26 protein-coding genes are annotated in these 20,928 nt (G+C 40.5%); 14 read left to right on the top strand and 12 right to left on the bottom strand.

Annotated features, from left to right (window positions below):
• Positions 1-104 precede the first annotated feature (104 nt).
• Together KTO63_RS15625 and ahcY are read right to left on the bottom strand one after the other, a co-directional pair.
• A complete protein-coding gene (locus KTO63_RS15625) occupies positions 105-833 on the bottom strand; it encodes a S1 RNA-binding domain-containing protein (protein ID WP_217792308.1) in 729 nt (242 codons plus the stop codon).
• A 263-nt stretch (positions 834-1,096) separates the two neighbouring features.
• Positions 1,097-2,422 carry an adenosylhomocysteinase gene (ahcY, locus tag KTO63_RS15620; protein ID WP_217792307.1) on the bottom strand — a complete coding sequence of 442 codons (1,326 nt, stop codon included), beginning with the start codon at positions 2,420-2,422 and terminating at the stop codon, positions 1,097-1,099.
• Between the two features lie 143 nt (positions 2,423-2,565).
• On the opposite strand from ahcY, the gene KTO63_RS15615 reads away from it, so the two are divergent.
• Positions 2,566-3,066 (top strand): Lrp/AsnC family transcriptional regulator, encoded by a 501-nt coding sequence (locus tag KTO63_RS15615; RefSeq protein ID WP_217792306.1) that lies wholly within the window; start codon positions 2,566-2,568, stop codon positions 3,064-3,066.
• A gap of 62 nt (positions 3,067-3,128) precedes the next feature.
• Here KTO63_RS15615 and KTO63_RS15610 read toward each other — a convergent pair whose 3' ends face one another.
• The 9 genes from KTO63_RS15610 to panC form a co-directional block, all read right to left on the bottom strand.
• Positions 3,129-4,265 (bottom strand): NAD(P)/FAD-dependent oxidoreductase, encoded by a 1,137-nt coding sequence (locus KTO63_RS15610; RefSeq protein WP_217792305.1) that lies wholly within the window; start codon positions 4,263-4,265, stop codon positions 3,129-3,131.
• Positions 4,266-4,396: 131 nt separating this feature from the next.
• Positions 4,397-5,119, bottom strand: coding sequence for a hypothetical protein (locus KTO63_RS15605; RefSeq protein ID WP_217792304.1), 723 nt, complete (start codon positions 5,117-5,119; stop codon positions 4,397-4,399).
• A 199-nt stretch (positions 5,120-5,318) separates the two neighbouring features.
• The gene (locus tag KTO63_RS15600) at positions 5,319-5,477 is read right to left on the bottom strand and encodes a hypothetical protein (RefSeq protein ID WP_217792303.1); all 159 of its coding nucleotides are present in this window, start codon (positions 5,475-5,477) and stop codon (positions 5,319-5,321) included.
• Between the two features lie 11 nt (positions 5,478-5,488).
• Positions 5,489-5,935: a DUF6934 family protein gene (locus tag KTO63_RS15595; RefSeq protein WP_217792302.1), complete on the bottom strand. Its 447-nt coding sequence runs from the start codon at positions 5,933-5,935 to the stop codon at positions 5,489-5,491.
• Between the two features lie 162 nt (positions 5,936-6,097).
• Positions 6,098-7,501, bottom strand: coding sequence for a dihydrolipoyl dehydrogenase (gene lpdA, locus KTO63_RS15590; protein ID WP_217792301.1), 1,404 nt, complete (start codon positions 7,499-7,501; stop codon positions 6,098-6,100).
• 216 nt (positions 7,502-7,717) lie between these two features.
• Positions 7,718-8,209 (bottom strand): D-glycero-beta-D-manno-heptose 1-phosphate adenylyltransferase, encoded by a 492-nt coding sequence (gene rfaE2 / locus KTO63_RS15585; RefSeq protein ID WP_217792300.1) that lies wholly within the window; start codon positions 8,207-8,209, stop codon positions 7,718-7,720.
• Positions 8,202-9,215 carry a lysylphosphatidylglycerol synthase transmembrane domain-containing protein gene (locus KTO63_RS15580; protein ID WP_217792299.1) on the bottom strand — a complete coding sequence of 338 codons (1,014 nt, stop codon included), beginning with the start codon at positions 9,213-9,215 and terminating at the stop codon, positions 8,202-8,204. The genes rfaE2 and KTO63_RS15580 overlap by 8 nt, the downstream gene beginning before the upstream one ends.
• Before the next feature lie 117 nt (positions 9,216-9,332).
• Complete coding sequence (panD, locus tag KTO63_RS15575) at positions 9,333-9,677, bottom strand: aspartate 1-decarboxylase (protein ID WP_217792298.1); 345 nt, start codon at positions 9,675-9,677, stop codon at positions 9,333-9,335.
• A 195-nt stretch (positions 9,678-9,872) separates the two neighbouring features.
• A complete protein-coding gene (gene panC, locus KTO63_RS15570; RefSeq protein WP_217792297.1) occupies positions 9,873-10,718 on the bottom strand; it encodes a pantoate--beta-alanine ligase in 846 nt (281 codons plus the stop codon).
• A gap of 107 nt (positions 10,719-10,825) precedes the next feature.
• Between panC and KTO63_RS15565 the strand changes: the two genes are divergently transcribed.
• The 3 genes from KTO63_RS15565 (at position 10,826) to rlmB (ending at position 14,256) form a co-directional block, all read left to right on the top strand.
• Positions 10,826-11,638, top strand: coding sequence for a glycogen/starch synthase (locus KTO63_RS15565; protein WP_217792296.1), 813 nt, complete (start codon positions 10,826-10,828; stop codon positions 11,636-11,638).
• A 300-nt stretch (positions 11,639-11,938) separates the two neighbouring features.
• On the top strand, positions 11,939-13,192 hold the full coding sequence (metK, locus tag KTO63_RS15560; protein WP_217792295.1) for a methionine adenosyltransferase: 1,254 nt from the start codon (positions 11,939-11,941) through the stop codon (positions 13,190-13,192).
• Positions 13,193-13,488: 296 nt separating this feature from the next.
• Positions 13,489-14,256, top strand: a complete 768-nt coding sequence (gene rlmB, locus KTO63_RS15555; protein ID WP_217792294.1) for a 23S rRNA (guanosine(2251)-2'-O)-methyltransferase RlmB — start codon at positions 13,489-13,491, stop codon at positions 14,254-14,256.
• Here the strand turns inward: rlmB and KTO63_RS15550 are convergent, their stop codons facing one another.
• A complete protein-coding gene (locus KTO63_RS15550; protein ID WP_217792293.1) occupies positions 14,257-15,156 on the bottom strand; it encodes an aldo/keto reductase in 900 nt (299 codons plus the stop codon).
• A 254-nt stretch (positions 15,157-15,410) separates the two neighbouring features.
• Between KTO63_RS15550 and rpsJ the strand changes: the two genes are divergently transcribed.
• The 10 genes from rpsJ (at position 15,411) to rpmC (ending at position 20,857) form a co-directional block, all read left to right on the top strand.
• Complete coding sequence (gene rpsJ / locus KTO63_RS15545) at positions 15,411-15,716, top strand: 30S ribosomal protein S10 (RefSeq protein ID WP_217792292.1); 306 nt, start codon at positions 15,411-15,413, stop codon at positions 15,714-15,716.
• Positions 15,717-16,046: 330 nt separating this feature from the next.
• Complete coding sequence (rplC, locus tag KTO63_RS15540; RefSeq protein ID WP_217792291.1) at positions 16,047-16,664, top strand: 50S ribosomal protein L3; 618 nt, start codon at positions 16,047-16,049, stop codon at positions 16,662-16,664.
• Positions 16,665-16,683: 19 nt separating this feature from the next.
• Positions 16,684-17,322, top strand: a complete 639-nt coding sequence (gene rplD, locus KTO63_RS15535) for a 50S ribosomal protein L4 (protein WP_217792290.1) — start codon at positions 16,684-16,686, stop codon at positions 17,320-17,322.
• 27 nt (positions 17,323-17,349) lie between these two features.
• Positions 17,350-17,649 (top strand): 50S ribosomal protein L23, encoded by a 300-nt coding sequence (gene rplW / locus KTO63_RS15530; RefSeq protein WP_217792289.1) that lies wholly within the window; start codon positions 17,350-17,352, stop codon positions 17,647-17,649.
• A gap of 59 nt (positions 17,650-17,708) precedes the next feature.
• A complete protein-coding gene (gene rplB / locus KTO63_RS15525) occupies positions 17,709-18,548 on the top strand; it encodes a 50S ribosomal protein L2 (protein WP_217792288.1) in 840 nt (279 codons plus the stop codon).
• A gap of 62 nt (positions 18,549-18,610) precedes the next feature.
• Positions 18,611-18,880 (top strand): 30S ribosomal protein S19, encoded by a 270-nt coding sequence (gene rpsS, locus KTO63_RS15520; RefSeq protein WP_217792287.1) that lies wholly within the window; start codon positions 18,611-18,613, stop codon positions 18,878-18,880.
• Between the two features lie 56 nt (positions 18,881-18,936).
• Positions 18,937-19,272: a 50S ribosomal protein L22 gene (rplV, locus tag KTO63_RS15515; protein WP_217792286.1), complete on the top strand. Its 336-nt coding sequence runs from the start codon at positions 18,937-18,939 to the stop codon at positions 19,270-19,272.
• Positions 19,273-19,300: 28 nt separating this feature from the next.
• Complete coding sequence (gene rpsC, locus KTO63_RS15510) at positions 19,301-20,092, top strand: 30S ribosomal protein S3 (RefSeq protein WP_217792285.1); 792 nt, start codon at positions 19,301-19,303, stop codon at positions 20,090-20,092.
• Positions 20,093-20,196: 104 nt separating this feature from the next.
• Positions 20,197-20,616, top strand: coding sequence for a 50S ribosomal protein L16 (rplP, locus tag KTO63_RS15505; protein WP_217792284.1), 420 nt, complete (start codon positions 20,197-20,199; stop codon positions 20,614-20,616).
• Between the two features lie 31 nt (positions 20,617-20,647).
• Complete coding sequence (rpmC, locus tag KTO63_RS15500) at positions 20,648-20,857, top strand: 50S ribosomal protein L29 (protein WP_217792283.1); 210 nt, start codon at positions 20,648-20,650, stop codon at positions 20,855-20,857.
• The last annotated feature ends 71 nt before the right edge of the window (positions 20,858-20,928 follow it).

Below are 20,928 nucleotides of genomic sequence, written 5' to 3'. Positions count from 1 at the left end.
ACTAGCCTCGCAGAGCGTTCGTTTTTAACATCGTTGATGATTTTTGTTTTTAGATCAAAAAATCTTGGCAAATCATGACAATCATGAAAATCTGCGTTCCATTTTTAACTCAGTCTTTCCAGCACAATGCGCATCGGGCTTAAATAGCTTATGCGCACTTTTATTTTGTCACCTTCGCTTGGCGTTTGGCTTTCATCGCCTTCAGCGACAGGCAGTTTGCCCTGGATATTTTCTCCAACGATATTTACATAAACACCATGTTGCGTTACCTTAAACACAGGTGCTTCAATAACCGCCTTGTTCTTGTAAAGTTGCTGAGCTATTTTAAACTCGGGAATGTAATGTGGTTTAAACAAGCGCGCAGTAACTTTTTCAGGATTGTCGATATTGTCCAAAGAAAATAATATGTGCTCGTTTACGAATTGCGAAGATGGTTCACGTTCCCATGGAGAAAGAACAAGCGGAAAGAAAAAATGGGTGCTCGTTTCTTTTATAAAGAGTTTGCCGTCTACTTCTTTCAAATACCCCACTAATTTATTGTCGAGTGATGCTTTGTAAAGGATATTGGCCAACTCGTTATTGGTGATGTACTGAATTTTTGTCGCGACCATTTTGTCGCCGCGCGGAGATTTATCAATTACAAAATTCACTTCGTCGCCCACATGAAAGTGATGGATTTTTTTAATAAGCTTTAGTTCTTTCAACTTTTTTTGCTCAAACTCCGATACAATGCCATTAATGGATTTCTTCTTTCCATTCACCATATATTCGATCGTAGCATATTGTTTGTCGTGCTGAATAAAACTGATTTTACCTCTTGTTGCTGTACTCATGATAACATTTGATAGCGTCAAAGATAGATTAATAAATTTAGTGGCGCTGCTTCCTTTTGGCACACAGATGACGCTGATTAGACTCATTTACGCTGATTTGTCTTATGGCAATATGCCGGCAATTAGTCGGACCCAATTATTCAATTATTCAGTTACTAAAAAGATCAATGCAAATCCGTCTAATCAGTGTCATCCGTGTGCTATAATAAAAAAGCCGCTCCAAAAAATGAAGCGGCTCATATTCATCAAAAAACAAAGCTCTCTTAGTAACGGTAGTGCTCTGGTTTGAACGGACCTTCTTTAGGAATACCCAGGTAAGAAGCCTGTGCATCAGAAAGCTCATCCAATTCAACCGCGATTTTTGGAAGGTGCAAACGAGCAACTTTCTCATCAAGGTGTTTCGGTAACACATATACTTTGTTCTCGTAGTTAGAGCTGTTTGTCCACAGTTCGATTTGAGCCAAAGTTTGGTTAGTGAATGAGTTACTCATTACAAATGATGGGTGACCTGTAGCGCAACCAAGGTTAACAAGGCGGCCTTCAGCCAAAAGAATGATGTCTTTACCATCAACGTTGTAAATATCAACCTGAGGTTTAACTGTATCTTTTGTATGACCGTAGTTTGTATTCAACCATGCAACGTCGATTTCGATATCGAAGTGACCGATGTTACAAACGATAGTTTTATCTTTCATCAGTTTGAAATGCTCGCCAGTGATGATGTCGCGGCAACCAGTGGTAGTAACAACGATATCAGCTTCTTTAATAGCAGTAGTCATTTTCTTAACTGCGAAACCGTCCATAGCAGCTTGTAAAGCACAGATAGGATCGATTTCAGTAACGATAACGCGGCAACCTGCACCCGCAAGTGAAGCAGCAGAACCTTTACCTACATCACCGTAACCTGCAACCACAGCCACTTTACCAGCCAACATAACGTCAGTAGCACGACGGATAGCGTCAACCAAAGATTCTTTACAACCGTATTTGTTGTCGAATTTAGATTTAGTTACAGAGTCGTTTACGTTGATAGCAGGAATAGGCAAAGTACCTTTCGCCATTCTCTCATACAAACGGTGAACACCAGTTGTAGTTTCTTCACTCAGACCTTTAATGTTCTGGATCAGTTCAGGGTATTTATCAAACACGATGTTTGTCAAATCACCACCATCATCAAGGATCATATTTAAAGGACGGTCAGCAGCGCCAAAGAACAAAGTTTGCTCAATGCACCAGTCAGCTTCTTCTAAAGACTGGCCTTTCCATGCAAATACGCCGATACCTGCAGCAGCGATAGCAGCAGCAGCGTGGTCCTGCGTAGAGAAAATGTTGCAAGAGCTCCATTTAACTTCTGCACCAAGAGCGATCAAAGTTTCGATTAACACAGCAGTTTGGATTGTCATGTGCAGACAACCTGCAATACGTGCACCTTTCAAAGGCTGAGAAGCACCGTATTCTGCTCTTAAAGACATCAAACCTGGCATTTCTGCTTCGGCAAGTCTGATTTCTTTGCGGCCCCATTCTGCAAGGCTCATGTCAGCAACCTTATTTTTAAGGCTGAAGTCGATGGTAGATGAAATTGTAGACATATCTTTTTTATTTGTTAGTGTTTTTTTAGAAAACGAACAACGTGCAAAGCTATACTTTACAGGATAAAATAATGTCTGATCTATCAAAAACAGAAAAAATACACTGAATTTGTTATTTTTGAAGGACAAATACGCAGTTTGACATGGAAGAAAAGAAAGAAAAAGAAGATTTAACTACCCCGAATCTTGTCCTTGATGAAAAGGACATGTCGATCCTCCGTTTGCTGCAGGAAAATGCAAAGATAACAGTGCGCGAAATATCCAATCTGATCCACTTAAGCCCAACGCCTGTCCATGACAGGATAAAGCGAATGGAGGATGCCGGAGTGATCAAACAATATGTAACATTGGTAGACCAGGCAAAGGTGAAAAGGGGGCTGATGGTTATCTGCTACGTATCACTAAAACAACACAGTAAAAAGGCCGGAACTATTTTTATCAGAGCTATACAGGAGCTCCATGAAGTGATAGAATGCTACAACATCTCCGGCGAGTTTGATTTCATGCTAAAAGTGGCTGTTGAAAACATGGATGCGTACTACAATTTCCATGTAAACAAATTAAGCAATATTGACAACGTAGGCCAAACGCAGAGTGTGTTTGTGATGGGAGTGATTAAGCAAACGCATAAGTTGGTGTATTAGCGCTCAACGCCCAGCGCTTAATGCTCAACGCAGCCGAGTTAGGCATTTAGCGTTAAGCACAGTTATTCAGTCATTAGCCTCGCAACATTTTCCCCCACCACTGGCGCCAGTGCAACACCCATGCCGCTTAATCGAACCGCACAAAAGATATTCGGCTTTATTTTTTTCACGATCGGCATTTTATCTTTTCCCATGCCCATGATGCCACTCCAGCGATAGTCAATCGAGAATTTTTTTCCGGGGATAATATTCTCCTTGATAAAGTTTTCCAGTATCTCCTGGATCGATTCTGTGGTATTGAACTCGTTAGTTGCCTCTGCAGCAAAATCGCTGTTGCGGGCTCCTCCGAGAAGAATTCTGTCGCCGATATTGCGGAAATAATAATAGCCCTCGTCGTAATGGAAAGTGCCGGTGAAATTTAGTTTTTTGATAGGAGAGGTAACAAGTACCTGTCCGCGAACGGGCTCCACATTAAGTTCTGGTAATAGTTCCTTCGCAAACGCATTTGTGCAGATCAGCAATTGATCAGAGGTTAAAGTAACCGGTAAATTGCTGTGCAGGAAAACTTTGCCGTTGCTTTTTTCATAACCATTTATTTCTATGTTCGGTAGAACCGAAACGCCAAGCGATTGCACTTTTTGCAATAATTGCTGCAACAATTTTCCGGAGTGTAATTGACCCTCCAATCTGTTTTCAACCAAATGGCTTACGTTGGCAAAACCGAAATTGGCAATTTTCTTATCCGCTATTTTGAAGACTTTTTCCTCCTTCAGCGATTTTCTTAACAAAATGTTCATCCAGCCAACGTCATTTTTCAGCTGTTTTTCTTTTTCATATTGTTTCGGCGTGATCAACTCATAGCCGCCAAGTTTTTCAAACTCAATGTCTTTTTTGTTGAAAGTTTTGCGAATGCGCTTCAGCCCCTCGTATCTCATTTCTACCAAATGCAACATTTTTTCCTCACCCATTTTTCGAGCATCGTTGAGTAGTTCTGTGATGCTGCCAAAACATGCAAAACCCGCGTTGCGACTGCTGGCGCCGTAAGGTACAATGCCTCTGTCCACGATAAGGATCTTCAGTTTAGGGTGGTATTTTTTCAAGTAAAATGCGCTCCACAATCCTGTAAAGCCACTGCCAACTATGATAACATCCTGGTGCGCAAAAAAGCTTTCTTTTTCCCAAATGGAAGCTTGTTGCATTTGATTGTTTTTGAATTGATAAAGAAATTTAAAACAAAGAATTCATTCGTTCAAATGCAAAAGGGTCGTTTATTAAAAACGACCCTTTACAAAAGTGATAAGGTTTGTAACTAAATATTCCGACATGCTTTCTATAGCTTAAAGGAAAGTCCTGCATTCATAATGTATTTGCCATATCCTCCCTCAATAAAAAGACCCGTGTGCTCGCTCAGATTAAACTTACAGCCAAAGCTGAATTGATAGGCAAAATCAGGTGGGTGTTGGACGTAGTTGACCTTTACGCCGGCATCATAATCCACATAGTCCTGGTTCCAGATGTTTACGCCCATGGCTACACGCAAATACGGTGTAACATGCGGCCCTGCTGGAATATAATTCATCATATTGGCCATAATGGTCCAGCTTTCCAACGTTCCCTTCATGGCCTGGCCATAGGTGTTGTAATCATAATACGGCATATTCACCTTACCATACATCCCCATAACACCAAGACTCATATAGCGGCTAAACTGGTAATCAAGCGAAGCGTTAATGGGCCCCACCTGGCTGGGATTTCCCTTGTACGCCCCGTAAAAGTCTGCCATGTAGTATTGGTCAAGATTAGGAAAGCCGTAGCCTAAATTCAAGTGTAAAGCAGGCTCAAAAGGAGGCAACTTAGGTTGTTGTGGCTTTCGCTGTCTGTAACGTGGTGGCGCCGGATGTACATAAACACCGCCACCCATGCCGGGGCCATAGTAATAATAACCGGGAGGTGGTGGGGGCGGAGGTGCCGGGTAATAACCATGCTGAGCTTCGGAGGCAAATGTGCAAAGTAGTGCGGTAAATATTAAAAGGAAACTGCGTTGTGGTTTCATAGTCACCAATAATTTTCTCTTGGATATATGATAACGCCCGAGGTTTAATGGATGTTGGAGGAATTTAAGCCATTAACAATTGGGAAATGTATGTAAATGCCATTAGCATAAAGAAGACACAGATTAGACTGATGTGCACTGAAGGTGATGGCACACGGATGACACGGATTGGACGGATTTACATCGATTCTACTTGAGGTTATTTGCCCTTTCTGTCTGGTAACTTTGCTGTTTTAAGATGCTCGTTTGCTTTTGCCAGTTTTTTAGGAAAAAGGGTTTCATTCCTATACTTTTCAAGAGAAGGATCAATTTGAACTATTGGTACTTTGCTATTTTTTAGTGGCTCTACACTTTTCATGATAATGCAATTTAATTAAATTTTCTTTGAGCTAGAAATCCTATATAGTCTTTGTTAAGTTCAAATTCTTGAAAGCCGTCATCGGTTCGCCCATATAGATAAAAATCTGCAACCATTTCACCATAATATTTGGTTATTCCCATTCGATAAAGTCTGGTTCTTGACTTAGTACTGCCCGTTGCGTAGACAAATGAATCAGGATGTTTTTCAAAGAAAGCGTAGACTGCAGAAACTACGGTGGCAAGCACTTTTTCGCCATCATTGTTGTTTGAAATAGCCAAATCGTCGATATCTCCTGTGTCCAAATTCTTATCGCCAAAAGCAAGATTAAAGACCCTTGGTTGATTGGTTTTTTGAAAATGAATCACTTTATGAATATTGCCTTTTGGGCCTTCGCTAATAAACTCAAATATAATAAAACTGCATTCCGACTTAAGCAGATACTTGTCTATTTTCATAAGGGTAAGGGGTGGACAAGTATTGGAAATAGGACTTTGGGTGTCAAAAATAGTATATAGGACTGAACAGCAACAATTTAAGTAAAGGTATTAATGTTTTTGTATTCAAAAAAAAGGACCGCCATTTCTGACAGTCCTTTGAGTATTTTGCTTTTTTCAAAACTACAAGTGAATTGCTTCACCATAAGCTACCTCGATCGCATCTTTAATGCTTTCGCTGATAGTTGGGTGCGGGTGAATGCTGTTCAGTACTTCGTGATAAGTAGTTTCCAGTTTGCGGGCAACTACAGTCTCAGCGATCAGTTCAGTTACGTTGTAACCGATCATGTGCGTACCCAACCATTCGCCGTATTTAGCATCGAAGATTACTTTTACAAAACCTTCAGTAGCACCGGCAGCAGAAGCTTTACCGCTTGCGCTCAATGGGAATTTACCTACTTTAATTTCGTAACCTGCTTCTTTAGCAGCTTTTTCAGTTAAACCAACAGAAGCGATTTCTGGTGTGCAATAAGTACAACCCGGTACATTGCCATAATCCAGAGCTTCTGGCTGGTGGTTGTATTTTTTCTCGTTGTAACCAATGTTTTCTACGCAAATGATACCTTCTTTGCTCGCAACGTGTGCCAATGCCTGACCAGGAACGCAGTCTCCGATCGCATAAACACCAGGAATATTTGTTTGGTAGAACTTATCAACAACGATTTTACCTTTATCAGTTTTAACACCTACCTGCTCAAGACCGATGCCTTCAATGTTTGAAGAAACACCTACAGCGCTCAATACGATGTCAGCTTCCAGCGTTACATTTCCGTCAGCTTTTTTCACGTTCGCTTTCACGCCGTTTCCGCTAACATCAACGCTTTCAACAGAAGCATTTACCAATATGTCGATACCGTTTTTCTTGTATTGTTTTTCCAGTTCTTTTGAGATGTCTTCATCTTCAACCGGCACTACACGAGGAAGGAACTCAACAATGGTAACCTTTGTTCCCATTGCATTGTAGAAATAAGCAAATTCAACACCTATCGCGCCAGAACCTACAACGATCATAGATTTTGGAAGCTCAGGCAAAACCATTGCTTCACGATAACCAATTACTTTTTTGCCATCTTGTTTCAGATTAGGCAACTCGCGGCTGCGGCCACCTGTTGCAAGAATGATATGTTTCGCTTCTACAACTTCTTTAGCACCATCAGCTTTGGTAACTTCTACCTGGCCTTTAGCTTTCAATACACCAAAGCCCATGATCACATCGATCTTGTTCTTTTTCATCAAAAACTGAACGCCTTTGCTCATTTTGTCAGCTACTCCGCGGCTGCGTTTGATAACAGCAGCAAAATCCGCTTCACCGCTAGCTTTCAGGCCGTAAGTTTCTGCATGTTTTATAGATTCAAGTACCGAAGCACTTTTCAATAACGCTTTTGTAGGAATACAACCCCAGTTCAAACAGATACCGCCAAGACTCTCCTTTTCTACAATTGCTGTCTTAAAGCCTAGTTGTGAGGCACGGATCGCAGCTACATAACCGCCGGGTCCACTACCTATCACCAGAACATCGTATGCCATATGTTTTGATTTTAAATCCCTTGCAATAAAATTAATACAAGGTTATTGGATGATTAATTTTTGAGATGTGCGAAGCTACTTTACAATGAGGAAATAGCCAAATGTGAGAAAAGGTAGCCGGAGGCCAGTTTCCAGTAACCGGTTAGCTGTTACTTTTCATAAAGACATTTCGAAATGCAGCCAACTGGCTGCTGGCAACCGGCGACTGGCCGCCATTTACAGCGCCGCGATCTTCCCTAAAATGCCCGTGGTGCTATATCCCCCCACAATTGGGTTTATCACAACCCTGCCACCATGGGCCATAACTTCTTTGGCGCCAACAATTTGCTCAAGGGTGTAATCGCCGCCCTTTACAATAACGTCCGGCATTACTTTCTTTATAAGTTCAAGAGGAGTGTCTTCGTCAAAAAGAATAACAGCATCCACCATCAGAAGCGATGCTAAAACAGTAGCCCTTGCTCGTTCATTATTAACCGGCCTGCCTTCGCCTTTCAATCTTTTGGTAGAAGCGTCTGAGTTCAGGCCCACAACAAGCACATCTGCTTCTTTAGCTGCCTGGCTGAGCGAGGCAATATGTCCTTTGTGAAGTATATCAAAACAGCCATTTGTAAAAGCTATTTTTTGTCCGAGAAATTTCCAACGGTAAACTTGTTCTTCCAGTGCTATTGGTTCATAAATTTTCTTTTCGATCACGTCTGAGTTACGCATGTTGTAAACTTTTTTTTCTGTTAACTATTGGTAATAATCCTATGCTTAAAAATCCAAATACAATAACCAGGAAAAATTGAACCAGCCACAAGAGCCAGCCAAAAGCCCTACCGATATTTTCTGTTATCCCATATAGCATCATCGTTTCCTGTACCAGCAATGGATAAGCACCGATTCCACCCTGTGTCACGATCATTCCTATACTACCCAAAGAGAGTACGGATAATGATGCTTTAATTCCTAGTCCGCTGGTGGCTTGCATTGCATAAAATCCCATTTGTATGCTTAGCAAATAACCCACCCAAATCATAATGGTATGAAAGAAAAACCAGCCTTTGTTTTTTACATATCGCACACTGATCAGGCCCTGCCAGATCCCTCTCATAAATTCTTTTATTTTTCCAATAACATGAATGTGCGCAAACCTGTGCATGATAAATCTTGCCAACACTAAAACAACAACCAGTCCACCTAAAACCACGGCGATCTTCATCCAGTCTATGCCACCTGTTTTGGAGCTGATTATCTTTTTGATCATATCCGTTGCAAACTTTCCAATAATGTCAATCTGGGAAAATATGGTAACGGCAAAAACGATCAGCAAACATATAAGGTCAAAAGCTCTTTCTGCTACGATGGTTCCTACGAGTTTATTTGCGGGCACTTTTTCATAACGGGCAAGAATAGTACATTTCAATACTTCTCCCAGCCTTGGTACAGCGAGATTTGCGAGGTATCCAATAAGTACGGAAAAATAGGTATTGAGAGTAGAAGGGGAGTATCCCAGGGGCTGCATTAAAATTTTCCATCTTAACGCACGGCTGTAGTGACTAGCCAATAAAATTAATACAACGGGCACAAGTAACCAATAGTCTGTAGTCCGAAGAGCTCCTTTCATCTCTTCCCAATCATGTCCTTTAATCTTACTGACCGACCACCAAACTAAAAATATTGCCAAAGCTAAAAAAAACGCATACTGAAGCCACTGAAAAACCTTTTTCTTCATACAGGTTGGTTTGGCCTTAAAGGTAATTGAATTTAGTTGAGAGAGGAGAGTTGAGAATTGAGAGTTGAAAAACAATTAACATAAACTCTCAATTCTCAATTCTCCATTCTCAACTAACTAAAGTCTATTTCCGTCTTTGGGGAAAACAATCCAGGGTTTGAATTGTTTAGCTTCGTCGAATGACATACGTGCGTAAGAAATTACGATTACGATATCGCCCGCAGCACCTTGTCTGGCAGCAGGTCCGTTGAGGCAACATACGCCCGAACCTCTTTTTCCTTTGATAAGGTACGTTTCAATGCGGGAACCATTATTAACATTCACAACCTGCACTTTCTCATTCTCGATCATATTCGCTGCATCCATCAGATCCTCATCAAGCGTAAGACTACCAACATAATGTAAGTTCGCCTCCGTGATTACGGCTCTGTGCACCTTTGATTTTAAAATTTCGATGTCCATCTTGTTTAATTAAAACCGCTTTTTAGCGGCGTGCAAGCTAAGAAGAATTTACGAAAAACGGACAGCTGTTAGTTGAGAATGGAGAGTTGAGAGTTGAGAGTTGGTTTGCTCCCATTTTTTGCTAATTACAAAAGCTGCTATCGTTTGCGATTGCGCGTTTAAAACAACTCTCAACTCTCCATTCTCAACTCTCAACTAATCCAGCACCATATTATCAATCAACCTCACCTCATTCTGGTAAGCAGCAATTAAAGCGACGATCTTTTGATGCCCATCCCAATTTTCAACAGGGGCGAGAGTTTCAGCATCTGCGATGGAAACATAATCCGGCCGGAAATTATTATCCGTAAGCATCAAATTGCTTCTGTCCAGTAAATAGGCAATGCTTTCCTTTTCAATGTGGTCTTTCAAATAATTCAGTACACGGTAAATGGTCAGTGCATTTTTCCTTTCCTCTTCGTTCAAACGCACATTACGACTGCTCATCGCCAGCCCGTCTTTTTCACGAAGCGTAGGTCTTGTGTGCAGCTTGGTATCGAGATTCTCAATCTGTATCAATTTGTTGATTACCATACATTGTTGATAATCTTTTTGCCCCATATATAGGTTATGTGGCTGTACCGCAAGCAAAAGCTTATGAACTATCTGGCAAACGCCCTGAAAGTGTCCCGGTCTGTATTTGCCTTCCAAAATAGTTTCGATAAAGCCAAGGTCATAGGGTTGTGCCTTGTCAAATCCATCCGGATACATCTCTTTAACCGAAGGTAAAAAGAGAATATTTGTGCCGGAAAGTTCCAGTTTTTCAATATCTGCCTCAATCGTTATTGGATATTTCTCGAAATCTTTCGGGTCGTTGAACTGGGTCGGATTCACAAAAATGCTGCAAACCGTTATGTTATTTTCAGATTTGGAGGCCGCAATAAGCGAGATGTGACCGTCGTGCAAAGCACCCATGGTTGGGACAAATCCGATGGTTTTACCGTTGTTTTTCAGGAAATTAACATTTTCCTGCAGTTCCGAAATTCCCTTGATTATAGTCATTTTTTGAGCTTTTATAAGCGGAAAATTAGGATAGTAGGCTATTTTAGGTAAAAAGCCTTACCTTTGCACACTATTTTCAGTTCCTTTTTTTATAACCGATACCGATAATGTCAACAAAGAAAAGAATTTTATTCATTGCCAACGAAATGTCTCCATACCTGGAAATGACAGAGTTCTCTGAAATTGTGAACAGGCTGGCAATTAAAGCAAATGACAACAATTTTGAAGTGCGTTGTATTATGCCGCGGTTTGGTACCATCAATGAAAGACGTCACAGACTTCATGAAGTTGTGCGCCTGTCTGGTATAAATGTATCGGTTGATAATGACGACTATCCGTTACAGATCAAAGTAGCTTCTCTGCCAAACGCACGTTTGCAGATATACTTCCTTGATAACGAAGACCTTTTTAAGAGAAAATTTGTTTTTGCCGACGAAAGCGAAAAATGGTTTGACGACAATGGTTTAAGAACTGTTTTCTTTTGTAAAGGCGCTTTAGAGACAGTAAAAAAATTCGGTTGGCCTCCAGACATCATCCATTGCAGCGGCTGGATGACCGGTTTGATCCCAATGTATCTGAAAACTGCTTATAAAAAAGAGCCCGTTTTCAGCCACAGTAAGGTTATCTATACCATCGGTCAAACCGCCTTTAAAGAGAAATTGGGTGCAGATTTTGCAAAATTCGCCAACATTCATGCTACTATAAAAGAGAAAGATCTTGAGCCATTCAAGAATCCCGGTAATGTCGATATGTTCAGAGGTGGTGCATTAAGCGCAGATGCTATCACATTCGGCTCCGAGAAAGTAGACAAGAAATTAGTGGAAGAGTTTGGTAAAGTACGCGGTAAAAAAGTTTTGCAGTACAATGCAGAATCAGATCTTACAGATTATTTGCAATTATATACAGATCTTACTAAATAGAACCTTCTATAGAATAAATTCGAAGCCTGTTTGCCAAAACAGGCTTTTTTATTGACTTTTTTGAAGGTATATTTAAATCTCTATAAATTTAATAGACTTTTGTTTTCGTGGTTTTTAGGTATGTTTGAAGCTCTAAAACTATTTAATAACCTATATTTTACTATTAAATTGATGTTTAATATTCTAAAATATCAAACTGGCGATTATCTTTGTCACGATTTTATTAAAATCCATTAATCGTTTGCTTACTTAATGATTAATGGATTTTGCATTAATAAATAAACCAACAAAATTAGAATCATGCCTTATTTGTTTACTTCTGAAAGCGTTTCAGAGGGCCATCCGGATAAAGTGGCCGATCAGATCTCTGATGCATTGATAGATAACTTTTTAGCCTTCGATCCAAACTCTAAAGTGGCTTGCGAAACGCTGGTTACAACCGGACAGGTGGTTTTGGCCGGGGAAGTAAAATCAAAAGCTTACCTCGATGTACAGGAAATCGCAAGAGGTGTAATCCGCAAAATCGGTTACACAAAAAGCGAATACATGTTTGAAGCTAATAGCTGCGGTGTGTTTTCTGCTATCCACGAGCAATCTTCTGACATTAACCAGGGGGTTGATAAAAAGAAAAAAGAAGAACAAGGTGCCGGTGACCAAGGAATGATGTTCGGTTACGCAACCAACGAAACTGAAGATTATATGCCTTTGGCGCTTGATCTTGCACACAAGATCTTGCTTGAATTGGCTGCATTGAGAAGAGAGAACAAGCAAATCAAATATTTGCGTCCTGATGCGAAAAGCCAGGTAACTCTTGAGTACGATGACAAAAACAGGCCAGTTCGCATCGACGCAATCGTTGTTTCTACTCAGCACGACGACTTCGATACAGAAGCTAAAATGCAGGACAAGATCCAGAAAGACATCATTTCAATCCTGATCCCTCGCGTAAAAGCTAAATATAAAAAATACGCTAAGTTGTTCAATGATGGTATCAAATACCACATCAACCCAACTGGTAAATTCGTAATCGGCGGACCACATGGCGATACAGGTTTGACTGGCCGTAAAATCATCGTTGATACTTACGGTGGTAAAGGTGCACACGGTGGTGGTGCGTTCAGCGGTAAAGATCCTTCCAAAGTTGACCGTTCCGCTGCATACGCAACTCGTCACATCGCTAAAAACCTTGTAGCTGCTGGTCTTTGCGACGAAGTACTGGTTCAGGTTTCTTACGCTATCGGTGTTGCTCAACCAACAAGCATCTACGTAAACACATACGGTACTGCTAAAGTAAAATTGTCTGACGGCGAAATCGCAAAACGCGTTTCTAAACTGTTCGACATGCGTCCTTACTTCATCGAGCAACGCTTGAAATTGCGTACGCCTATCTACAGCGAAACTGCTGCTTACGGACACATGGGCCGCAAACCTGAAATCGTTACAAAAACTTTCAAAACTCCGGATGGCAAAGAGAAAAATGTGAAAGTAGAACTGTTCACATGGGAGAAACTTGACCACGTAGCAAAAGTTAAAAAAGAGTTCGGTTTGAAATAATCGAATCAACTAATAAACTTAGAATCCCTTTGCGCAAGCAAGGGGATTTTTTTATAGGTCGGCTGATTGCCACTGTCGGGCATTGTTGCGACGCTCCGTTCAACATTTGTTCTTTATTGAGCACAATCAAAACTCCTTATAAATGTTCAATAGCATTCCTACCGATGAACGGAGCGTCGCAACTGCGGCCCATTTCTTGAAGACGCTGACAACCAAAAAATCATAAGGAATCATGAAAATCTGCGTTCTTCTTTATTTTCAATTTTCAACTCTCAACTAATCCCTACTTTTGCACCGTGAAAAATTTCAGACAGCAGCAACAAAGCAGACCCAAGAAGAGTTCTTTGGTTATAGGAAGAGAAGCCGTTATCAATGCATTGAAAACGGGCAAACAATTAGAGCGTATTTATTTGCAACAAACACTTGGAGCAGCAGCTGCAGGTGACATAGTCAAACTAGCTCAGCAATACAATGTTCCTATAAACAAAGTGCCTGTAGAAAAATTGAATGGGTTTAACATTCAGAACCACGAAGGTTGCGTAGCTGTAATTTCCAAAATACAATACCAGGATCTCCAGCAGGTAATTTCTTTCATTGTTGATAAAGGTCAAACGCCACTATTCGTAATATTAGATGGTGTTACGGACATCCGCAATATAGGTGCCATCGCCAGAACAGCCTACTGCTGTGGGGTACAGGCAATTATCATTCCCGACAAAGGGGTAGGAGCTTTAAACGAAGATGCGATCACAACTTCAGCCGGTGCACTTGAAAAAATTGCGGTATGCCGCGTAAATAGCCTGATGAAAACGGTTGATGAACTTCACCTGAATGGCATAAAAGTATTTGCCAGCGAAATGACAGCTTCAACAAAAGTTTTTGATCTTGATTTTACAGAACCTTGCGCAATCGTAATGGGCAGTGAAGAGAAAGGCGTGACACCAGCACTCATGAAAATCTGCGATCAGAACTTCAATATTCCAATGACTGGAAACTTTGAGTCCCTAAATGTATCAGTTGCAACTGGCATGATCCTTTATGAAGCCATGAAACAGCGCCTATAGCTATAGGTGTTCCTTATAATAATTAATTGGAATCGACCGGGCAATTTGTGAGTATTCATCTTCTGTAAGCATCGGTTTTTCCAGCGCACCTATTGCATCATTCAATTGGTCTTCGGTTCGAATGCCAACAACGGCGCTGGTGATGGCAGGGTGATGCAACGCAAATTGAATAGCTGTTTCCGCGGGAGTTCGCCAATTTGTTGAAAACTCTTTGATACTGCTTGAAGCCTTGCTGATTGACAACTGATTGTAATCCAAATAATTGTCGCTGGGCTTACCTGTCAAAATTCCTTTTGCCAGTGAACCTCTTGCCAAAACACCAATGTTATTTTCTTGGAGAAGAGCTAAACAGGTTTGTTCAGGCCTACGGTCCAGCAGACTGTATTGCATCATAACGCTAACAATATCAGAGCGCTTCACATATTCCGTGATCACATTGGGTCTTATAGAAGAGATTCCATAAAACCGAATCTTGCCTTGCTGTTTCAGTATTTCAAATGCCTCAATGGTCTCATCAATCGGGTCGCCAATGGTACCACCATGCAATTGATATAAATCGATATAGTCAGTTTGAAGACGTTTCATGCTTTGTTCTACCCCTGATAGAATGTAGTCTTTAGTTGGATTCCAATCCCAGCTCTTTCCATCTGGCCGCATTTGATTACCTACCTTGGTAGAAATAATTACCCTGTCCCGAATCGATTTTAAAGCTTTTCCGAGAGTTATTTCGTTTTCGCCACTATCGTACAGGTCTGCAGTGTCAAAAAAATTAATTCCTTTTTCGAAGGCTTTTAGCAATAATTTTTCATTCTCAATATAATTTTCTTTTTGTAGCGACATGCAGCCGAACGAAATTCTGCTGATTGACAAATCCGATTCTCCCAAAGTTTTGTATTTCACTTTTTAATTTGTTTATTTTCAATTAGTTATGATTTGTTCTCATGTGAAAATAACTCATTTCAAGTCATCTTATTTTCGTAACTTGCGTAACTTTTTTTAACCAAGGGGAAGGCAACGAGATGGATAAACTGAAGGCAAATTTTGTTAAAAGCCATCATTAATTGGCTGATTACTAAAAAATGTTTTCAAAATATTTTGATGTTATATGACATCCTCTTACCTTTGCACTCCCAATTAAAAGTTGGATTTTACGTATGTCACAGCGAATCAGAATTAAATTACAATCTTACGATCACAATCTAGTAGATAAATCTGCTGAGAAAATCGTGAAAACAGTTCGTAGTACAGGAGCAGTAGTTACAGGTCCAATTCCTTTACCTACTCATAAGAAGATCTTTACAGTTTTGCGTTCCCCGCACGTAAATAAAAAGGCACGTGAACAATTTCAATTGTGCACTCACAAACGTTTATTAGATATCTATACTTCTTCTTCTAGAACTGTAGATGCTCTTTCTAAACTTGATCTGCCTTCTGGTGTGGAAGTTGAAATCAAAGCGTAATCATCAGATTCGTTTGACAATCCCGGTTAGCGGGAAATAAAGTTCTTAAAATAAAATTATCTCTCAATCCTTACTACTTGGTCAGGAGAAAAGAGCTCTGATTGTAAAATATTGATCAAAGCATATTGCTTTGGTCAGCGAATAAAAAAATATAAACAAGCTGTTCAGGGTTTGTTTACTGCCGGTACTTCCAGCGACATTATACTCTAAGTTCAGTCGCAAAACGGAAAAGGTCGGTTGTTAAACGGGGATTGAAGTCCTAATATTAGATACCTCTCCGGTACTACTATAAAAGATTGTCCTTTCAACCTTACAGCGCAAACAAAGAACATGAAAGCGATTATTGGTAAAAAGATTGGCATGACCAGCATCTTCAGTCCCGATGGCAAGCAAACAGCTTGTACCATCATTGAAGCTGGTCCTTGCGTTGTTACGCAGGTTAAAACAAAAGAGACAGATGGCTACGATGCCCTGCAATTAGCGTTCGGCGACAAAAAAGAAAAACACGCTCCTAAAGCCGAAATCAATCACTTCGCAAAAGCTAACACAAGCGCTAAAAAATTCGTAAAAGAGTTTCGCGATTATTCAATAGAAAAAGTTCTGGGTGAAGCAGTTACCGTAGATATTTTCACTGAAGGTGAAAATGTTGAAGTAGTAGGTACTACAAAAGGTAAAGGTTTCCAGGGTGTTGTTAAACGTCACGGGTTCAGTGGTGTTGGCGGCGCTTCTCACGGTCAGCACGATCGTCAAAGAGCTCCAGGTTCTCTGGGTAACTCTTCTGATGCTTCCCGTGTAATGAAAGGTGTGCGCATGGCAGGCCGCATGGGTGGTGACAGAGTAAAAATGAAAGGCTTGAAAGTCCTTAAAATTTTTGCTGATAAAAATTACATCCTCGTTAGTGGATCTGTACCAGGTCATAACGGTTCTATTGTTTTAATCCAGAAGTAAACTTTTAATCTGAAAAAAGATGCAAGTAGATATTTTAAATATAAAAGGACAAAAGACCGGCAGAACGGTTGAATTGCCCGAAGAAATTTTCGGAATCGAGCCGAATGATCACGTTATTTATCTTGCTGTGAAACAATACCTTGCAGCTCAGCGTCAAGGTACACACAAAGTAAAAACTCGTGCAGAAGTAAAGGGTGCAAGCCGTAAACTTCATAAGCAAAAAGGTACTGGTGGTAGCCGTAAAGGTAACATCCGTAACCCTCTATACAAAGGTGGTGGTACTATCTTCGGACCTAAACCTCACGCTTACGATATCAAATTGAACCGTAAAGTGAAAGATCTTGCTAAAATGTCTGCTCTTGCATACAAAGCGAAAGCTAATGCTATCGTTGTTGTTGAAGACATTAAGCTTGACGCTCCAAAAACAAAGGACTTCGCTGGTGCATTAACAGCACTTAGCATCAATGGTAAAAAATCATTGTTTGTTCTTCCTGAATACACTGATAATGTTTACTTGTCTTTGAGAAACATCCCTGGTGTTGAAGGAGTTACTTTGAGCGACATCAACACTTACGACATCGTAAACGCAGATGTTCTTGTACTTAGTGAAACAACAGCGAAAATCTTCTCTGAAGACGAAGCTGAAGTAAATGCATAATTGAATTAAAATATAAATAAGAAAGAAATGAAACTTTCTGAAGTATTAGTAAAGCCTATTTTGACAGAAAAAGCAAACGCACAGCAAGAAAAGCTGAGAAGATATGCTTTTAAAGTTAACAGAAAGGCTAACAAATTGGAAATTAAGAAAGCAGTTGAAGAATTTTACGGTGTATCTGTAATTGATGTGAATACTGCGGTTGTTCCAAGCAAAGCTAAAAATCGTTTTACAAAAGCTGGTTATATCCAAGGTCGCAAACCTGCTTATAAAAAAGCTTTGATCACGATCGCTGAAGGTGAAGCAATTGACCTCTACGGCGCAATTTAATAGTTGAATCTAATTAAATTAAGAATGGCAGTTAACTGCCGCAAAAGTTAAAACAGACAATGGCACTTAAGAAATATAAACCTATGACAGCCGGCACACGCTGGAGAGTAGGAAATGCATACGCGGAAATCACAAGCGACACTCCGGAAAAAAGTTTGCTGGAGCCAATGAAACGTACTGGTGGTAGAAACTTCCAGGGCAGAAGAGCAATGCGTTACATTGGAGGCGGTCACAAAAAACAATATCGCCTGGTAGATTTCAAACGTAACAAGAAAGATATCGAAGCTTCAGTAGTTTCTATTGAATATGATCCAAACCGTACAGCATTCATCGCATTATTGAGCTATGCTGATGGTGAAAAACGTTACATCATTGCACCTCAGGGATTGCAGGTTGGAACGAAAGTGATCAGCGGAGATGCAGTAGCACCTGAAATCGGAAATGCGTTGATGATGAAGAACATGCCTTTGGGTACTAACGTTCACAACATCGAATTGCAACCAGGTCAGGGCGGTAAAATGGCAAAAAGTGCTGGTACTTCTGCTCAATTGAATGCGAAAGAAGAAAAATACGCAGTGTTAAAAATGCCTTCTGGCGAATTGAGAAAAGTATTGATCAATTGCTACGCAACTGTAGGTGTTGTTTCTAACAGCGACCACAACTTGCAGAGCATGGGTAAAGCAGGTAGAAATGTGTGGAAAGGTATTCGCCCTCGCGTTCGTGGTGTAGCTATGAACCCTGTAGATCACCCAATGGGTGGTGGTGAAGGTAGAGCTTCAGGTGGTCAGCCTCGTTCTAGAACTGGTCAAAAATCAAGAGGTCTGAAAACTCGTACGAAAGGAAAAGGTAGTGATAAACTGATTATCCAACGTAGCAACGGTAAAAAAATCTCTAAATAATTGTAATAGTTAAAATGGTTTCGGTTCTCGGACCGGAACAAATAAACGATAAATAAAATAGCATGGCTCGTTCAATTAAAAAAGGTCCTTACATCGCCACTAAACTTGAGGGCAAAGTGGTAGCAATAAACGAAGGCAAAGCAAAGAAAGGTGTTATCAAAACCTGGAGCCGTCGTTCTACAATCTCTCCAGATTTCGTAGGCCACACATTTGCGGTACACAACGGTAACAAGTTTATCCCGGTATACGTAACTGAATTTATGGTTGGTCACAAACTAGGTGAATTTGCACCAACTCGTAACTTCAAAGGACACTCAAGTAAAAAAATGTAATAATCAGTAAAGAGCCGAGGAGTAAAACCGAAGCTCGGAACTTGAAACTAAATAAAATGGAAGCAGTAGCTAAACTTAACAATTACCCTACATCGCCAAGAAAAATGCGCTTGCTGGCAGATATGATTCGCGGCATGGAAGTGGAAAAAGCATTGGCACAATTGGAACACAATCCAAAACACCCTGCAGTTCCTTTGCGTAAACTGGTAGTTAGCGCTATCAGCAACTGGAAACAAAAGAACGAAGGTGGCGATGAATCAACTCTGATTGTAAAAACCATTTTTGTTGATGGAGCAAGAACCATCAAGCGTATGCGTCCTGCACCACAAGGCCGTGGTTACCGCGTTCGCAAACGCAGCAATCATGTAACTGTAATTGTAGACACTAAATAATCAAACGTAAACTTAATATACCAAACATATGGGTCAGAAAGCAAATCCTATTGGTAACAGGTTAGGCATCATCCGCGGATGGGAGAGCAACTGGTATGGTAATAAAAAAGATTACTCTACTAAGTTAATCGAAGATCACAAAATCCGCACTTATCTGAATGCACGTATCAATAAAGGTGGTATCTCTAAAATCGTTATTGAGCGTACTTTGGGTAAATTGATCGTTACAATTCACACTTCTAAACCTGGTATCATTATAGGAAAGGGTGGTAACGAAGTTGACAGGATTAAAGAAGAGTTGAAAAAACTCACAGGTAAAGATGACGTTCAGATCAACATCCTGGAAATTCGTCGTCCTGAATTGGACGCCAACATAGTTGGAGACACCATTGCAAAACAAATCGAAAACCGTATCAACTATAAACGCGCAATTAAAATGGCGATCGCTTCAGCACTTCGTATGGGTGCAGAAGGTATCAAAGTAAAAGTTAGCGGTCGTTTGGGTGGTGCTGAAATCGCTCGTAGCGAAGAAATCAAACAAGGTCGCGTGCCTTTGCATACATACCGTATGGATATTGACTATGCAAGCGTATTCGCACTAACTGTTTACGGTAAAATCGGTATCAAAGTTTGGATCTCTAAAGGCGAAGTTTTGGCTAAGAGAGATTTGAATCCAAACCTGGTAAGCGGTAAAGAAGGCGGTGAAAGAAGAGAAAGAACTGACGACAGAAGAGATGACAGAAGAGGCGGTGGTGATAGAAGAGGTGGTGATAGAAGAGACAACCGCGGCGGTGGAGACAGAAGAGAAAGAAAAGCATAATTAATTGTTTTCGGTTACTGATAAGCAGTTGCCGGTTATAATAAAAAATAGTTGATAAGCTGCTACCAGGATACTGATAGCCGGCAACTCAAAAACTAAAAAAGATGTTACAACCTAAAAGAACGAAACATAGGAAGATGCAGAAGGGTCGCATGAAAGGCGACGCTAAAAGAGGTACTACACTTTCATTTGGTTCATTCGGTTTGAAAGCTTTAGAACAAGTTTGGATGACCGACAGACAAATTGAATCTGCTCGTCAGGCAATGACCCGTCACATGAAACGTGAAGGTAGCGTGTGGATCCGTATTTTCCCAGATAAACAAGTTACAAGGAAGCCGGCAGAGGTGAGGATGGGTAAAGGTAAAGGTAACCCTGATCATTGGGCAGCCGTTGTAAAACCAGGAAGAATTTTGTTTGAAGCAGATGGTATTCCTGTTCAATTGGCAAAAGAAGCTTTTGAATTGGCTGCGCAGAAATTGCCGATCAAAACAAAATTTGTGGTTCGCAGAGACCTGCAAGCCTAATCATTTGCAAACATTATAAATCGTAATAACGATGTCAAACAGAATAGACTTTGTAAAAGGACTTAAAGATCTTACTAAAGAAGATCTGAAAGCCAAGATACAGGAAGATGAGCTTCGCTTGAAAAAGCTTGAATTTGCTCATGCTATCACTCCATTGGAGAGCCCGGTAAGCATCCGCTCTTTGAGAAGAGATGTAGCACGTTTGAAAACCGAATTGAGAAAAAGAGAATTAGAAGCGTAAAAGCTGTGAGCCTTGGCTAAAAAGCAAAGGCATAAAAATAAAGTTGCTCGATGCATTCGCTGAGAGCTCAA

Origin of the sequence: Pinibacter aurantiacus (assembly GCF_019130065.1) — a bacterium.
Taxonomy (GTDB): domain Bacteria; phylum Bacteroidota; class Bacteroidia; order Chitinophagales; family Chitinophagaceae; genus Pinibacter; species Pinibacter aurantiacus.
Note: the sequence above shows the minus strand (reverse complement) of the source record. Positions and strands in the feature narration are given on the sequence as shown.

Coding starts and splice junctions, on each gene's coding strand:
- KTO63_RS15625 (WP_217792308.1), bottom strand. CDS start 833: ATGAGTACAGCAACAAGAGGTAAAATCAGTTTTATTCAGCACGACAAA.
- ahcY (WP_217792307.1), bottom strand. CDS start 2,422: ATGTCTACAATTTCATCTACCATCGACTTCAGCCTTAAAAATAAGGTT.
- KTO63_RS15615 (WP_217792306.1), top strand. CDS start 2,566: ATGGAAGAAAAGAAAGAAAAAGAAGATTTAACTACCCCGAATCTTGTC.
- KTO63_RS15610 (WP_217792305.1), bottom strand. CDS start 4,265: ATGCAACAAGCTTCCATTTGGGAAAAAGAAAGCTTTTTTGCGCACCAG.
- KTO63_RS15605 (WP_217792304.1), bottom strand. CDS start 5,119: ATGAAACCACAACGCAGTTTCCTTTTAATATTTACCGCACTACTTTGC.
- KTO63_RS15600 (WP_217792303.1), bottom strand. CDS start 5,477: ATGAAAAGTGTAGAGCCACTAAAAAATAGCAAAGTACCAATAGTTCAA.
- KTO63_RS15595 (WP_217792302.1), bottom strand. CDS start 5,935: ATGAAAATAGACAAGTATCTGCTTAAGTCGGAATGCAGTTTTATTATA.
- lpdA (WP_217792301.1), bottom strand. CDS start 7,501: ATGGCATACGATGTTCTGGTGATAGGTAGTGGACCCGGCGGTTATGTA.
- rfaE2 (WP_217792300.1), bottom strand. CDS start 8,209: ATGCGTAACTCAGACGTGATCGAAAAGAAAATTTATGAACCAATAGCA.
- KTO63_RS15580 (WP_217792299.1), bottom strand. CDS start 9,215: ATGAAGAAAAAGGTTTTTCAGTGGCTTCAGTATGCGTTTTTTTTAGCT.
- panD (WP_217792298.1), bottom strand. CDS start 9,677: ATGGACATCGAAATTTTAAAATCAAAGGTGCACAGAGCCGTAATCACG.
- panC (WP_217792297.1), bottom strand. CDS start 10,718: ATGACTATAATCAAGGGAATTTCGGAACTGCAGGAAAATGTTAATTTC.
- KTO63_RS15565 (WP_217792296.1), top strand. CDS start 10,826: ATGTCAACAAAGAAAAGAATTTTATTCATTGCCAACGAAATGTCTCCA.
- metK (WP_217792295.1), top strand. CDS start 11,939: ATGCCTTATTTGTTTACTTCTGAAAGCGTTTCAGAGGGCCATCCGGAT.
- rpsJ (WP_217792292.1), top strand. CDS start 15,411: ATGTCACAGCGAATCAGAATTAAATTACAATCTTACGATCACAATCTA.
- rplC (WP_217792291.1), top strand. CDS start 16,047: ATGAAAGCGATTATTGGTAAAAAGATTGGCATGACCAGCATCTTCAGT.
- rplD (WP_217792290.1), top strand. CDS start 16,684: ATGCAAGTAGATATTTTAAATATAAAAGGACAAAAGACCGGCAGAACG.
- rplW (WP_217792289.1), top strand. CDS start 17,350: ATGAAACTTTCTGAAGTATTAGTAAAGCCTATTTTGACAGAAAAAGCA.
- rplB (WP_217792288.1), top strand. CDS start 17,709: ATGGCACTTAAGAAATATAAACCTATGACAGCCGGCACACGCTGGAGA.
- rpsS (WP_217792287.1), top strand. CDS start 18,611: ATGGCTCGTTCAATTAAAAAAGGTCCTTACATCGCCACTAAACTTGAG.
- rplV (WP_217792286.1), top strand. CDS start 18,937: ATGGAAGCAGTAGCTAAACTTAACAATTACCCTACATCGCCAAGAAAA.
- rpsC (WP_217792285.1), top strand. CDS start 19,301: ATGGGTCAGAAAGCAAATCCTATTGGTAACAGGTTAGGCATCATCCGC.
- rplP (WP_217792284.1), top strand. CDS start 20,197: ATGTTACAACCTAAAAGAACGAAACATAGGAAGATGCAGAAGGGTCGC.
- rpmC (WP_217792283.1), top strand. CDS start 20,648: ATGTCAAACAGAATAGACTTTGTAAAAGGACTTAAAGATCTTACTAAA.